The sequence below is a fragment of the Pollutimonas sp. M17 genome (assembly GCF_025836975.1).
Taxonomy (GTDB): Bacteria; Pseudomonadota; Gammaproteobacteria; order Burkholderiales; family Burkholderiaceae_B.
Genome location: NZ_CP107548.1, coordinates 2,725,556 through 2,740,351, shown reverse-complemented (window position 1 = coordinate 2,740,351; position 14,796 = coordinate 2,725,556). Strand labels below are relative to the sequence as shown.

At 61.6% G+C, this 14,796-nt stretch carries 13 protein-coding genes; 7 read left to right on the top strand and 6 right to left on the bottom strand.

Features of this window, described 5'->3' with window-relative positions:
• The first annotated feature begins 23 nt into the window (after positions 1-23).
• A complete protein-coding gene (locus tag OEG81_RS12895; RefSeq protein ID WP_264129658.1) occupies positions 24-938 on the top strand; it encodes a dihydrodipicolinate synthase family protein in 915 nt (304 codons plus the stop codon).
• 20 nt (positions 939-958) lie between these two features.
• Here the strand turns inward: OEG81_RS12895 and OEG81_RS12890 are convergent, their stop codons facing one another.
• The 3 genes from OEG81_RS12890 to OEG81_RS12880 are packed head-to-tail and all read right to left on the bottom strand — an operon-like array spanning position 959 to position 5,533.
• A complete protein-coding gene (locus tag OEG81_RS12890) occupies positions 959-2,407 on the bottom strand; it encodes a TolC family outer membrane protein (protein WP_264129657.1) in 1,449 nt (482 codons plus the stop codon).
• Positions 2,407-3,747, bottom strand: a complete 1,341-nt coding sequence (locus OEG81_RS12885) for an HlyD family type I secretion periplasmic adaptor subunit (RefSeq protein ID WP_264129656.1) — start codon at positions 3,745-3,747, stop codon at positions 2,407-2,409. The genes OEG81_RS12890 and OEG81_RS12885 overlap by 1 nt, the downstream gene beginning before the upstream one ends.
• A 1-nt stretch (position 3,748) precedes the next feature.
• Entirely contained in the window at positions 3,749-5,533 is a 1,785-nt protein-coding gene (locus OEG81_RS12880; RefSeq protein ID WP_264129655.1) for a type I secretion system permease/ATPase, read from the bottom strand.
• A gap of 372 nt (positions 5,534-5,905) precedes the next feature.
• On the opposite strand from OEG81_RS12880, the gene OEG81_RS12875 reads away from it, so the two are divergent.
• From OEG81_RS12875 to OEG81_RS12850, 6 genes are all read left to right on the top strand, one after another.
• Positions 5,906-7,372 carry a TolC family outer membrane protein gene (locus OEG81_RS12875; protein ID WP_264129654.1) on the top strand — a complete coding sequence of 489 codons (1,467 nt, stop codon included), beginning with the start codon at positions 5,906-5,908 and terminating at the stop codon, positions 7,370-7,372.
• 278 nt (positions 7,373-7,650) lie between these two features.
• On the top strand, positions 7,651-9,117 hold the full coding sequence (locus OEG81_RS12870) for a hypothetical protein (protein WP_264129652.1): 1,467 nt from the start codon (positions 7,651-7,653) through the stop codon (positions 9,115-9,117).
• 172 nt (positions 9,118-9,289) lie between these two features.
• Positions 9,290-9,973 carry a GntR family transcriptional regulator gene (locus tag OEG81_RS12865; RefSeq protein ID WP_264129651.1) on the top strand — a complete coding sequence of 228 codons (684 nt, stop codon included), beginning with the start codon at positions 9,290-9,292 and terminating at the stop codon, positions 9,971-9,973.
• Between the two features lie 2 nt (positions 9,974-9,975).
• Positions 9,976-11,055: an isocitrate/isopropylmalate dehydrogenase family protein gene (locus OEG81_RS12860; protein ID WP_264129650.1), complete on the top strand. Its 1,080-nt coding sequence runs from the start codon at positions 9,976-9,978 to the stop codon at positions 11,053-11,055.
• A gap of 55 nt (positions 11,056-11,110) precedes the next feature.
• Entirely contained in the window at positions 11,111-12,079 is a 969-nt protein-coding gene (locus OEG81_RS12855; protein WP_264129649.1) for a tripartite tricarboxylate transporter substrate binding protein, read from the top strand.
• A gap of 31 nt (positions 12,080-12,110) precedes the next feature.
• Positions 12,111-12,437 carry a putative quinol monooxygenase gene (locus OEG81_RS12850; protein WP_264129648.1) on the top strand — a complete coding sequence of 109 codons (327 nt, stop codon included), beginning with the start codon at positions 12,111-12,113 and terminating at the stop codon, positions 12,435-12,437.
• A gap of 270 nt (positions 12,438-12,707) precedes the next feature.
• Here OEG81_RS12850 and OEG81_RS12845 read toward each other — a convergent pair whose 3' ends face one another.
• Genes OEG81_RS12845 through trxB form a run of 3 tightly spaced genes read right to left on the bottom strand, consistent with a single transcriptional unit; the run spans position 12,708 to position 14,765 of the window.
• Complete coding sequence (locus OEG81_RS12845; RefSeq protein WP_264129647.1) at positions 12,708-13,037, bottom strand: DMT family transporter; 330 nt, start codon at positions 13,035-13,037, stop codon at positions 12,708-12,710.
• Positions 13,038-13,096: 59 nt separating this feature from the next.
• Positions 13,097-13,819 (bottom strand): Smr/MutS family protein, encoded by a 723-nt coding sequence (locus OEG81_RS12840; RefSeq protein ID WP_264129646.1) that lies wholly within the window; start codon positions 13,817-13,819, stop codon positions 13,097-13,099.
• Positions 13,806-14,765: a thioredoxin-disulfide reductase gene (gene trxB, locus OEG81_RS12835; protein WP_264129645.1), complete on the bottom strand. Its 960-nt coding sequence runs from the start codon at positions 14,763-14,765 to the stop codon at positions 13,806-13,808. Before trxB ends, OEG81_RS12840 begins: the two co-directional genes overlap by 14 nt.
• Between the last annotated feature and the right edge of the window lie 31 nt (positions 14,766-14,796).

Sequence of the window (14,796 nt, the reverse complement as noted above, 5' to 3'; positions counted from 1 at the left end):
AAAAAGACTTTGAAGAGGCCATCATGACAAAACTGTTTTCCCCGGAGCAAATTCAGGGCATCGTCCCGCCGCTCATCACTCCCTTTGATGCGTCGGGTGAAATCGACGAGAACAGCCTGCGCGCGGTCGTGAAGTTCATGATTTCGCAAGGCGTGCACGGCCTGGTGGCGGGCGGCAGCTCGGGCGAGGGCTTTGCCCTGGAAACCGACGAGCTGCGCCATATCGTCGAGGTAAGCGCCCAGGAAGCCCAGGGGAAGATGCCCGTGGTGGCCGGGGTGATCGCCAACAGCACGCGCGGCACGATACGAAGAATACGCGCCCTTGAAGGCCTTGATGTCAGCGCGCTGCAGGTGACGCCTGCACACTACATATACAAGACCGACGAAGCCAGCATGATCCGGCATTTCCAGGAAATCTCGGATGCCACCGACATTCCCATCCTCATCTATAACGTGATTCCCTGGAATTACCTTTCTCCTTCGCTCATCCTGCGCATCATGCGCGAGGTTCCCGGCGTGGTCGGCGTCAAGCAAAGCGCGGGCGACCTGAAGGCGCTGGCCGACCTGCTGATTGCCGCAGGCCCGCAAGACCGCATCTATGCCGCCGTGGACTCCCTGCTGTATCCCTGCATGGCCTTGGGCGCCCATGGCGTGATCTCCATGCTGACGTCGACCGCGCCGGGGGCCTGCGTTAGCTTGTGGGATGCGGTGCGCCGCGGCGACCACGGCTATGCCCTGGCCTTGCACGAAAGGCTGCTGCGGCTATGGAACGCCATGTATGCGGACAACCGTGTCGCCCTGGCCAAATTCACCTTGTCGCTGCAAGGGGTGCCCACCGGCCATACCTTGAGGCCGATTCCTCCGGCATCGACGGCCCAGCAGCAGGCCATCAAAGAGGCCTTGGAGGCACTGCGGGAAATGATGGCCGCAACGGTCTGATCAGCGGGGCGCGGCAAGGCTCAGAACTTCGGGGGTGGTGGCTGCAAGGCTACCCGGCCTTTCCCGAAATACTGCTCACTCGTCCGCTGAATCAACTGCGCATCCAGTCCTCCCGAGGCGGCCGACAGCATCAATCTTGCCAGCACATACTCCAGCCGCGATTGCGCCAGGTCCAGCCGCGACCGATACAGTTGGTCCTGTGTATCCAGGATGTCGACCATGCTGTGCGTTCCCGCCGCGAAGCCGGCCTCGACGGCTTCCAGTGCCTGCACGCCCGATTGTTCGGCCACGATCAGCGCATTGATCCGTTGTGCCCCGCTGACGACGGCATGATATTGCCGGGTCACCTCCACGGCGGTGCGCTCGCGTGTCGCCGCCAGTTCGTGCAGGGCGCGATCCCGGTTATGCCCTGCCTGATCGACAAGGGCGCTGGTCAGGCCGCCGGAATAAATGGGCAGGGACACCTGGACGCCGATCTCCGTGGTGCTGCTGTCCTGGTAGCGGGTGGCAATGGTTTCGTTGCTGGCCAAGCGGCGGGCGGCAACGAGCTCCAACGTGGGCAAGTGGCCACCGAAACTGCGATCGACTTCGTCGGCCGCGATGCGCAGGTTTTGCTCGCTGCTGCGGATTTCGCCGCTGCCCGCCAGGGCGGCCGACTGCCATTGCGCAAGGGAAGGAGGCGAGAGCGGCTGCGCCTGAAAATCAGGCTTCAGGGCGGCCAGGCGCAAGGGGGAGGGCCCCACCATCTCCTGCAGTTCGCGTTGTGCGATCACCATGGCGTCCCTGGCCGCAATCAGGTCGGCGCGCGATAGATCGCGTCGCGAAGCGGCTTGGCGAATATCCGTAATGGTGCCTTCGCCGTTGTCGAAGCGGTGCCGGGCGACCATTTGCAGTTTCTCGTTGGCATCCAGCTTGTTCTGGGCCAGCACGATGTTCTCGTGAGCCAGCAAGGCCTGGAAGTAACGGTTGAACAGCCGCGTCGCGGTGTCTGTCGCTTTGGTATCGAAGACGGCCAGGCTATGATCGGCGCGCGCATGGCCTTGCCGGTATTCGGCATAGCGGCTCCAGTCGAATACGGTCTGGGTGGCGCGGATCTCGCTGGTCTTGATTGTGTAGTTCAGGTCTTCGTCGCGCACTCCACCGAGAGGGCTCGGGATTTCCAGAGTGCCGCGCAGCTTGCTGCGGCCCAGCGATGCGCTGACCTGCGGCAACAGACCTGCGCGGCCGATGCCGCGGTTGGCCTGGCCGGCCTCGCGTTCGCTGATGGCGGCTTGGTACCCGGGATCGTGTTTCAAGGCGGCTTGCCAGGCCTGGACGAGTGTGAGGTCCAGCACAGGCTGCTGAGTTGTTTCGTTCGATGGCTGCCTGGCCGGCCGTACGGAAGACTCGGCCGCTTGACTTCTTTGGGGCAGAAGGCAGGCCAGCATGGCGAGCAGTAACAGCATGCGCGTCGTTGCGGCTATTCGCATCACTGCTCCTTGAATGACTTGTCCAGCCGGTCGAGGAATGGCTTCAGCAAGTAGCTCAGCATGGTCCGCTCCCCCGTCCGGATGAGCACCGATGCGGGCATGCCGGGGCGAATGGTATTTGTGCTGAGCATGTCGACGCCCTCCGGCGTAACTTCGACCTGAGCCAGGTAGTAGGGGGCTTTGCTGTCGTCGTCTTTGAGGCGGTCGGCGGAAACGGTCAGCACTTTGCCCGGAACGTTCGGCGTCTGGGCATGATTGAAGGCCGGAAAACTGATTTCCACGTCAAGACCGGGCCGCATGCGGTCGACCGCATGCACCGGCACCTGGGCCTGGATCAGGTAGCTCCGGTCTTCGGGCACGATTTCCATCAGGACGGCGCCCGGCGATACAACACCGCCCACGGTATGTATGCTCAGATTCTGCACATAACCGTCCACCGGGGCCTGGATGTCGGTTTGCCTTACCGTGTAGTCGAGCGCGCTTAACCGGTCGTGGAGCGCGGAGGCTTCTTTATGAACGTCCGACAGCTGCGACTGGACTTCCTTCTGGTATTCCTGTTCACGTTGCAGAATACGCAGTTTCAGCTCGGCGATCTGGTTTCGCGTCCGGCCGGATTCAACGGCGTCGTTCGAGAGCGCGGCCCGCAACTGGGCGGCGTTGCGCTCCAGCTCATACATGCGGTTGCGCGGCAGATAGCCTTCGCCGGCCAGTTTGCGCACGCCCTGCAATTCCCGCTGCAAGTAGCCGATCTGGGATTTCCGGTTGGACTGCACTTGATTCAAGCTTGCCAGTTGTTGTTCGGCGCCCTGCAGATTTTCGTTCAGGATGCCGATCTCGCCTTGCAATGCTTGCGAGCGGGTATCGAACAGGCGCTGCTGCGCCCGCGTGGCGCGGATGAAACGCGGGTCATTGCCGAAGCGTTGCTGCACGGCGGGTAGGGGCTCGATGCGATTCAGTCCGTCCCGCTCGGCGATCAACCGGGCTTCAATGGCGGCGGCGGTAATGTACTGAGAACTGACAACACCCTGTTCGGCCTGGGCGCGCGTGGCGTTCAGGCGGACAAGGGTCTGCCCGGCCCGGACGTAGTCGCCTTCCCGCACCATGAGTTGTTCAACGGTGCCGCCTTCCAGGTGCTGCACGGCCTTGCGGCTGCCGGCCACTTGCACGACGGCGTTGGCTGTAATACCCGCATCCAGCGGTGCGAAAGCGGCCCAGCCGGCAAAGCCTCCGAAGCCGATGAGCAGCACTGCAAGCCCCCAGCGCAAAGGGCTGGTGAAGTCGGTGTCGACGCCTGGAAGGCTGTCCTGGCCGGGAATGGGATTTTCGATATAGGCCGTCATGTCAGGTCCGGTTGGCTCGGATGGCATGCAGCGGTGCCGTGATCTGGTACTGACCATCCGGATCGGCACCGGGAGAGCGGCCTTGTTCGGCTTGCGTGGCGGTCTTGATCTGTTTCGGATGCAGGGCATCCAGTACGTCGCCGCGCGGGCCATACATGGCCAGAGCGCCGTCGCGCATCACCAATAGTTTATCCATGGCGTTAAGCACATTCATGCGATGGGTGATCAGCACGACGGTGCTTCCTCGGCGCTTCATGTCGGCGATGGCCTGCACCAAAGCCGCTTCGCCGCTTTCGTCCAGATTGGAATTGGGCTCGTCCAGCACCAGCAGGGCAGGGTTGCCGTACATTGCCCGCGCCAGGGCGATCCGTTGTTTCTGTCCGCCGGACAGCGAGGCTCCATCCGTGCCCAAGCGGGTATCGTAGCCTTGCGGCAGATGCAGGATCATGTCGTGCACGCCGGCCCGCTGCGCGGCTTCGATGACCTGTTCATCGTTCATGGCACCGAAGCGGGCGATATTCTCGGCGATCGAACCTTCGAACAACTCGATGTCCTGCGGCAAGTAGCCGACATGCGGGCCCAGTTCGTCCTTGTTCCATAGATAAACATCCGCGCCATCCAGCCGTACGGTTCCGGCCCGCGAGGGCCAGATGCCGACCAGGACGCGGGCCAGGGTGGATTTGCCTGCGGCCGATGGTCCGATGACGCCGACGGCGTCGCCGGCGGGAATATCGAATGACAATCCTTTGATGATCGCACTTTGCCCGCCAGGCGCGCCCGCGAAGACGTTTTCAAGCCGGATATGGCCTTGCGGGGCGGGCAGGCTCAGCGTATCGCCGCGCTGCGGCGCCTCCTTCAGTATCTCGTCCAGGCGGGCGTAGGCCTGGCGGGTATTGAGCATCTGCCGCCATGCGCCGATGGCCTGTTCGACGGGTCCCAGCGCCTTGCCCATCAGGATCGAACACACAATCATCATGCCCGCGGTAATGGAGCCGTCGATCACCAGCAAGGCACCTACGCCCAGGACGATCGATTGCAATGTAATGCGCACGAAGCGGCTGATGGTGCTGATCCGTGCATTGCGGTCGGAGGCCTGGGTCTGAAGGGCCAGTACGCGGCTGTGCTGCCCGAACCAGCGTGCCCGCAAGCCAGGCAGCATGCCCATGGCCTCGATGACCTCGGCGTTGCGCAGGTGGTTGTTGGCGAAGGCGGCGGCGGAAATCGATGCCTGGTTGGCCTCGGCCAGCGGCTTTTGGGTTATGGCGTTGGTGATGCAGGCCAGCACGATCAATGTGATCGAACCGCCCAGGGTAATGAGCCCGAGCAGCGGGTGCACCATGAAGGTGACGGCAATATAGACGGGTGTCCAGGGGGCGTCGAAAAATGCGATCAGGGCATTGCCGGCCAGGAACTGGCGCAAATTGGTCAGGTCCTGTACCGCTTGTGCGGGATTGCCCCCGCTGCGGCGCAGATTGCGCTCGAACGAGGCGGTGAAGATGCGCTGATTCAGAATCATGTCGAAACGGTTGCCGACGCGTATCAGCACCTGCGAACGGGCGAGTTCCAGCAATGCGGACAACAGGAACAGGCCCACGACCAGTATCGTCAGCATGAGCAGCGTGGTTTCGTTCGTGCTGGTCAGCACCCGGTCATACACTTGCAGCATATAAAGCGCCGGTGCAAGGCCAAGTATGTTGATGACGCAGCTGAACGCGGCCAGGCTGTAGAAAATCTTGCGGAACCGATATAGCGCTAGACCCAGTTCGGTACGGCGGGAGGATGTCATGAGTATCCTGCGGAAAAGACACGCTGGAACGGCCGAAGCGTGTCACTATATCCGTTGGATTTTGGCTGTTTATGACAACGTGTGGCGCGATGTTGCTTTTGCGTCCGTTTCCTACGTTTCTCCCGCGCGCCGGCGGTTATGCGGCCCGCCGTTCAGCTCCATCGTTAGAAGGCCGGGCAGGCGCAAAGGCCGGCGTGCCGGCTTGCAAGCCGGTAAAACCATATAACGAACGTAACGTTTGCGCACCTGCTTTTCTGCGCGACTGTAATAACTTCCTGCTTGATTCACCCATACCCGCGCCCAGGGTCTGCGTCAACATCAAGGTACAGGATGCCTGTATTTCCTATCTGGACACGCGTGCGAATGCCATGCATGGCGATGCTACGCGGTTTGCTGCTGACGGCGGCAACCGCTGTGCTTTCGCATGCGCAAGGCGTGCCCGATATGTTTACCTTGCGGGGTTCGTCATTATTGCCCGGGGCGTCCAAGGCATCCCGCACGGGGGCGGACGCAACGCACGAAGCGGGCGGCGCTGGGCCGGATGCAGTCGATTTGTCGCGAGCCTGGCGAATGGCGCTGGACCATGACTATCGCTACAGGGCGGCCGTAAGCGAGAGGCTTGCGGCCCAAACGGCTCGCCGGCAGGGCAGGGCCGGCCTGCTGCCGCAAATACAGGCTGGCTATATACGCGGCCGTGTCACGGGTGCTATTACACAGCCCGGCTTTTCCGGCCGGGATATTACTTCCGACGTAAGTTATGACTCGTCAAACGCTTATATACAATTGCAGCAGGCGCTGTTGGATTATGGACGCTACGCGGGGTACCGGCGTGGCGTCGCGGTGGCTGACGAGGGCGCAGCCACCTTTATGGTTCACCAACAGGAAACGGGCTCGCGGCTGGCGACGGCGTACTTCAATGTCTTGCTTGCCCAGGATAGGCGTGCTTTGCAGCGCGCGCGGATCGCCGCATTGACGGATCGCCATGAAGGCCTCAAGTCCCGGTACGCGCATAATGCGGGCACCGCGACTGCCGTGCGTGAGACCGCCGCGAGATTGGCCCTTGCCAAGGCCGACGAAATCGCCGCGCACGATGATCTGGTCGTGGCCGTTCGGGAATTGCAATCCATGCTTGGTTTCGTTCCTGATTCCGTTGCCGGACCGGGGGACGAATTTCCGCTGCAGCTACCGCAGCCGGCCAGCCTGGACGAATGGCTCCGGCGAGCCAGCGTGAACAACCCATCCGCAAGGGCGGCTCGCGAGACAGTGAACGTTGCGCAGGCGGAGCTGGATCAGGCAAAGAGCGAGTATTGGCCGACGGTGAGTCTGGTTGCCAGCTATAGCAACGCGGATAGCGAAAATCTTTCTGTGTTGAGCCAGCGCAGCAATACCTTCATGGTGGGCATCCACGTTGCGATTCCGATTTTTACCGGTGGCTACACCACGGCGAACGTGGCCCGTGCGCGCGCGGTCTATCGGCAGCGCCGGCACGAACTCGACGCGGCCCGCGAGAAGGCGGCGGCCGATGCCATGCGCCAGTATACGAATGTGGCCGACGGCGTCGAGCGCATCCGTGCGCTTCAATCAGCCGTGGCGTCGAGCGAGCTGAGTGTCGACGCGGCCCAAAAGGCGTTTTCTTACGGCGTGGGCAGCAATCTTGATGTGCTCGACGAACAGGACGTGCTGTTCGAGGCCCGGTCGAAACTGGAGCAGGCGCGGCTCGAGTATCTGTTGGCTCGCCTGCAATTGGAGCGCGTCGCGGGCGAACTCGAGGCCGGTGATTTCGACTCGATCAATGAACTGTATTTGAGCAAGCCGGTGAACCTGGACATACGGCCGTAATCCCTTTGTCCTATTTGAAACGGTGTTTTTCCTGGGGCCGCTGGCCGATGCGAGGTCCGTTTGTCCTATCTTCCTATGGCCGGAATGCCTTCAGGCGGCAAACCGGGCATTTCAATGGCGATCGGTGATTTACATTTACACCAGAATATTCGTATGTCGACATGGAATGTCATAGGGAATGGAAACCGTGTTGTTAGCATCGGACTGCAGCGCAGCGCCGCCGCTTGGCTGCTTACTTCATGCGGTTGTACATATCACCAGCCCCTCGGGAGGTTCATATGGCTTCGTTCTTGACCACATTCTTCAATCGGGATGTTGCTCCTGATTTCACATCGGGCGTAAAGCATTGGCTACACAGTTCTTTCGACATACTTTCACGACTCAAGGATAAATTCGGCGACCATGATCACGGGCACGGACACGGGCATGGGCATGAGCACAACCACGGCTGCCCCCCGCCTCATGGCGGGGCCGAAGGCAACCCGAACGTATTTCGCGCTGAGCTGGACGATGCCTCGGGCACGATCACATTGGTGACGGAACTCGGCCGCATACCCATGCAATGGAGCGCCGACAGTAAAGCCCAGGCCTTCCGTACCGGCGACACCATGACGCTGGCCTTGACGGGCGAAATATTGCTGACCAGCCCCAGTGGCGATCAGACCTTCAGCCTGACTCCTTCGGATTTGCTGCGTCTGCGAGACGGCCTTGGCGATACGGGCAACCTCACGCTGGACGACATCCGCGAAGCCGCTGCCCCATTGATCCAGTTCCTGGATGAGCGCGGCATTGACGTGACGGGCGCCCGCCTGGATGGTGAAGTATTGAAGTTCACCATGGACATATCCGACTCCGAGGCGCTGGCGCCCGGAACCTCATTGACCGAGGCCTTTACCAACAGCACGGTCGACCTTTCCGTGGCTGCGCAGGTGATGCAGAACCTGGCGGTTCAACTGGTTACCACGGAAGGCGTGATCGATCTGGGTACGGATTCGCCGATAGGCCAGTTGCTGCAGGAGGTGATCATCGATGGGGGCGGCACGATGACGCTGGGGCCCATCGAGATCGAAGGGGAAGGCTCGGCCTCTTATGACGTTGGATCACTGACGCCCACGGTGGACGGCAATGTGGTGATCACCGAGAAGGAGGATGCGTCATTGCCCGGCTGGAAGGTATTGTTGGGCGGCGGCGACGATTCGCTCGGCATCGACGTGGTGCTGTCGGACGAGGGTGAGGTATCGGGCAGCAGCGCCAACCGTACGCTGGATCTGGGTGCCGGTGATAATACTCTGTACCTGGATGGCAACCTGGGCATGACCATCGAGGCGGGGAAGGGCGATAACTGGATTCAGTTCACCGAACAGGTTTCAAACCTGAAGGATGTCGGCACCGAAGAAGGACTGCTGGCCGGCGCAATGCGCGTGGTCGAGTTCGGCAGCGGCGATGAGCTTGTCTTTGGTCAGCACAGCGATGGCGCCGATCCGCGCGCGCTTACCGGCGATGTATTGCAAGGCATGCGTGTGGATATTGCCGTGGACGATTCAGCCACGTTGCTGGCCAAAGTAGAGGCTGCCGCCGCCAATGTCGACGTTGACAATTGGGCTGCTTTCCAGCATGAGGGCGACACTTTTGTCTTCGTGCAAAACGGGAACATGGGCCTGGAATCCGGTGATGGCCTGATCCAGCTGGTCGGTTATACCGGCGAACTCAACGATGGCAACTTCATTCTGCCCGCCGCCGCGTAACGGCTTGCGTCATTTCGTTCGGTCTTAAAGCCGGCTGCCCACGGGCCGCCGGCTTTTTTCATAAGCGTGCAGCGGACACAGGGTTTGTCCCGATACCTGCGGGCCATACTTCGGATTAATGTATGCATTAATTTATACATTGATGCATGCATAAAGCATGGCGCAGAAATCCATGAATGCTCTCGCCCGTCTTTCCGAATCCATGGCCGATGTCGCGCTGCGCGAACTTCGCCGGCGCATTCTGGACAACGTATGGCCGCCGGGCTATCAGGCATTGGAACAGGAGCTTGCCCTTGCGTTGGGCATGAGCCGCACGCCCATCCATGAGGCGCTCATATGTTTGCAGAACGAAGGGCTGGTCAAGGTGATTCCGCGGCGCGGCATGCGTGTCCTGCCGGTTTCAGCGGAGGACATGCGTGAAATATACGAAGTCCTGACGGCCCTGGAGTGCGCCGCGGTCGAAATGGTGGCGCTGCGCCGGCCGGGTGAACAGGAATTGCGGCCTCTTGCGGATGCGACCCGGGATATGGCTCTTGCCCTGGAAGACGGAGGGGCCGGGCTGGAGGCATGGGCTGCAGCGGACGAGCGCTTTCACAAGCAATTGCTGGTGCTTTGCGGTAACCGGCAACTGCACGACACCGTCCTTAATTATTGGGATCGCGCTCATCGGGCGCGTATGTTCACGCTCAAGCTGCGCGCCAAGCCTGTCAATTCGACGCAAGAGCACCTGGCCCTGGTGGAGCGCCTGCTTGCCGGGGATGCCCAGGGCGCTGTCGCCATCAACAAGGCGCATCGGCAGCGGGCCTCGGCCGAGTTGCTCTCAATTTTCGAACGCTTCAACCTTCAACAGATGTGATCATGACGAAAGAATATTCAATAGCTGTATTGCCCGGCGATGGAATCGGCCGCGAGGTCATGGATGCGGGCCTGGCCGTGCTTCAGGCGCTGGGCTCGAAGATCGACCGTAAATTCGATGCCCGGGCCCATGCGGCCGGGGCCCAGCATTATCAGGAGTCGGGCGACGCCTTGCCGGAAAAAACGCTGGCTGCCTGCCGCGCCGCCGATGCGATACTTTTCGGCGCCATGGGCTTGCCGCATGTGCGCGGCGCCGACGGCACCGAGATCATTCCCCAGCTGGATATCCGGTTTGCGCTGGATCTCTATGCCGGCGTCCGTCCGATCCGCACTTTCGCGGGCCTGCCCATACCCCTGTCCGACCCAAGGGCCGCCTCTATCGACCTGGTCCTGGTGCGTGAAAACACCGAAGGCCTGTTCTATTCGCGCGGACGCAGCCAGCAGGACGGCGACGATGCGGTGGTGGATCCCATGAGGATTTCCCGCAAGGGGACCACCCGGATCTGCGACTTTGCCTTCAGGCTGGCCGAGCGCCGAAAATCCCAGGGGCGTCCGGGCCATGTCACCAATGTCGACAAGGCAAACGTATTCCACTCGATGGCCTTCTGGCGCCAGATCTTCGAAGAAAGGGCCGCCGGCTTCCCGGGCATCGAATCGTCCAGCGCCTACGTTGACGCCATGGCGCTGAACCTGGTGCTCAAGCCCTGGCAGTACGACGTATTGGTCACGGAGAACATGTTCGGCGACATCCTGTCGGACTTGGTCGCGGCCATGGTCGGCGGCATGGGCATGGCGCCGTCGGGCGACATCGGAGATGACTATGGCCTGTTCCAGCCCGCGCATGGCAGTGCGCCGGACATCGCCGGCAGGGGCATAGCCAATCCGACGGCCATGATTCTGTCGGTCGCCATGATGCTTGACTGGCTGGCCGACCGGACCAAGGACACAGCCTTGGGCGATGGCGCCCAGGCTATCGAGCAGGCGGTTGCCCGCTCTTTTTCCAGCGGAGCGGTCGTTCCGTTCGAGTTCGGCGGAGGCAGCAATACCGCCGACATTACGAAGGCAGTGATTGCCAATCTATAAACGCCGCCCTTCATGAGTGCATGCCGGCCGGCCAGATAAAACACAGGAGACGAAGATGAAACGAGTGATACGCGGCGCCTTGTTGTCGCTGGTGATGGGTTCTGCCAGTTTCTGCGTGGCGGCCCAAAGCTACCCGACCAAGCCCATCAAGCTGGTCGTGCCGTCGGCGCCGGGCGGCAGCACCGATCAATTGGCCCGCCTGATGGGCGACAGGCTGGGCGCGGCCTGGGGCCAGACGGTCGTTATCGAGAACAAGCCGGGCGCCGGCCTAACCTTGGGCGCCGCCTATGTCGCCGATGCCCCCGCCGACGGCTATACCGTGCTCATGGGCGCCGTCCACCACTCGATTGCACAGAGCTTCTACAAGAATCTGTCCTACGATGTCCAGCGCGACCTTGCTCCTGTGTCCATCGTCGCCATTGTTCCCAATGTCATGATCACGCGCAGCGATTTCCCCGCCAATACCACGGCCGAGGTCATTGCATATTCCAAGGCGCATCCCGGCGCTCTCACCTATGGCAGCACGGGGGCGGGCACGGCCCATCATCTGATCGGCGAACAGTTCAACACCATGGCCGGCACCGACCTGATGCATGTGCCCTACAAGGGCAGCAGCCCCGCGCTGGTCGATCTGATGGGAGGGCGCATCGACTTCATGTTCGATACGGTCGCGTCCTGCCTGCCCCACATCCAGTCCGGCAAGCTCAAGCCCATCGCGGTGGCGACGGGCACGCGGTCCAGCGCCTTGCCCAACGTGCCCACCATGGACGAGTCGGGGCTTGCGGGCTTCGACATCGCGACGTGGTTCGGCCTGATGGTGCCGGCCGGTACGCCCAAACCCATCATCGACAAGATTCATGCCGAGACGGTCCGGATCCTTGCCGATCCCGAAGTCAAGAAGCGTCTACTGGCCATGGGTGCGGAACCCGTGGGCAACAGCCCGGAGGAAATGGGCAAGCGCATCGAGTCCGAGGTCGCCAAATTCGGCGAGCTGATAGCCAAGGCTAAAATCACCGCAAAATAAAACCGAACCCAGACCAGGCGCCGTATCCGTCATGACAAAAAATCCGTCCCAGCAGCTCGTTCTTCTCGTCGAATTCCGTATCCGGCCGGCGCACATCGAGGCATTCGAATCGGCCATCCTGCGCAATGCCGCCGCGTCGCTGACCGACGAGGCGGGTTGCCGGCGCTTCGATGTCTGCCGCGATCCCGACGACCCGGCGCTGTTCTTCCTGTATGAGATCTATGACGACCAGGCGGCGATCGATACGCATCTGCGATCGCCGCATTATCTGGCCTTCGACGCCTTGAGCCGGGATTGGGTGGAGAAAAAGGCAGTCCGGAAGATGGTGCTGAGGGCCGCCGATGCACCAATATCGTAAAAAGCGGCACTTATTTAGACAAAATAGGCATTAACTTAGTGCATTCCCTAAGTGTTCGAGCCGTAATAATCATGCACAATTCCGTTCATGCAGGTGAGGAGACAAAGCCCTGCATGGGCAAGCCGATAAATCGGTATATAAGAAAGTTGCAGAACCCATAAAAAATATAAACAACAAAGGCCGACGACACAATCGTCGGCCTTTGTCATGTGGGCACGGAACACGGCATGGCTCTGGCCGGCGACGGCCACCCTGGTATTCGGCGGCGGCTCAGTGCATGGCCGATTTGGAAAACACGTTCAGCACCACAACGCCGGCCACGATCAGGCCGATGCCCAGCAACCCCGCCGCGTCCAGCGCTTGCTTGTACAGCACATAGCCTATCAATGAAATGGCCACGATGCCCACGCCCGACCAGATGGCATAGGCGATGCCCACGGGTATGGTCTTCAAGGTGATGGCCAGGCAATAGAAAGCCAGGCCGTAGCCCACCACCGTTATGGCCGAAGGATATAAACGGGAAAACCCATCGGATGCCTTCAAGGCCGTGGTGGCAACGATTTCGGCGGCAATGGCAATCGCAAGATAAAGCCAGCTCATGAATGGTCCCTGCTTTTGTTGTTTCCGGATTCCCGCCACGCGGAAGGCTTTCCCAAGCTTCAGGGGCTGGCCGCATCGGTCCGTAATAATACATGCACCGCACCGGCGCCGCCATCCCGCTCGGAGCACTCGGCATAGGCGGCAACGCCGTCGATCTGGGTCAGCCAGCGCCGGATGGTCTGCTTCAGCACGGATGCGCCATCTTTCGAGCCGTAGCCCTTGCCATGGACAATGCGCACGCACTTGATCCGGTGCGCCATGCAGGACTCCAGGAAGCGGTCCAGCCGCTCGCGCGCCTGCTCCAGCGTGCTGCCGTGCAGGTCCAGGCTGGCGCTTACAGGCCATTTGCCGCGTTGCAGCCCCTTGATGAGGTCGGGGCCGTGACCCATGCGCAGGTAGCGGGAATCATCCCCGTCCGCAGTGGCCGGGCTGTAATGGTCGGACGTTTGCGGCAGGCGCACGGGATCCAGTCCCGTGGCGCGCTCGCGCCGCTGGCGCAATATATCGCCTGCGGCGACAGGTCGCTGCACGGGAAGGAGGGTCCGGCGGGCCGCCTTGATGGGTTCCACGGTTTTCATTGCGCGCCGGAACAGCAGGGCATCGTCGCGGCTAAGCGCCGGTTCGACGGCTTTGGCGGTTTTGGCGGTTTTCGTGGCTTTCGTGCCCGCGGGCGGAGCCGTATCGGGGGTGGCGGCTGCCTGGGCCGCCGCCTTGCGCAGGCGTTTCAGATCGGCCAGCCCATGGGCGGGCTGGCCGCTGCGCCCGTTTTTATTCGCCCGCATTCTCCAGCCACCGCTGTGCGTCCAGGGCGGCCATGCAGCCCGTCCCGGCGCTGGTGATGGCTTGTCGATAGACGTGATCCTGGACGTCGCCGGCCGCGAACACACCCGGAACCGAGGTCATGGTGGCCAGCCCGTTCAGGCCGCTGCGGGTAACGATGTAGCCGTTGGCCATGTCCAGCTGGCCCTCGAAGATGGCGGTATTGGGCTTGTGCCCGATGGCGATGAACACGCCGGTAACCGGCAGGTCTTCGGTCTGGCCGGTTTGCGTATTGCGCAGCCGGGCTCCGGTCACGCCCGACTGATCGCCCAGGACTTCCTCCAGCTGATAGAACAGCTTGAGCTTCATGTTGCCGTTGGCGACCTTGTCCATGAGCTTGTCGGTCAGGATGGGTTCGGAACGGAACTTGTCGCGGCGGTGGACCAGGGTGACGCTGCGGCAGATATTGGACAGGTAAAGGGCTTCCTCGACGGCCGTATTGCCGCCACCGACAACGATAACATCTTGGTTCTTATAGAAAAAACCGTCGCAGGTGGCGCAGCCCGATACGCCGCGGCCCATGAATTCCTGTTCGCTGGGCAGGCCCAGGTATTGGGCGGACGCGCCCGTGGCGATGATGAGCGCGTCGCAGGTGTACTGAGCCCCAGTGTCGCCGGTAAGGGTGAAAGGCCTCTTGGACACGTCGACGCTCGCGATATGGTCGAAGATCATTTCCGTGTTGAAGCGTTCGGCATGCGCCTGGAAGCGCTGCATGAGATCGGGACCCTGCACACCCTGGGCGTCGGCCGGCCAGTTGTCCACGTCGGTGGTGGTCATGAGCTGACCGCCTTGTTCCAGGCCGGTGACCAGTACGGGATTCAGGTTGGCGCGGGCGGCATACACCGCGGCGCTGTAGCCCGCGGGCCCCGAGCCTAAAATCAGTACTTTGGCGTGTTTTGGAGTCGTCATCGCAGAAAATCCGAAAAATATGAACAGCCAA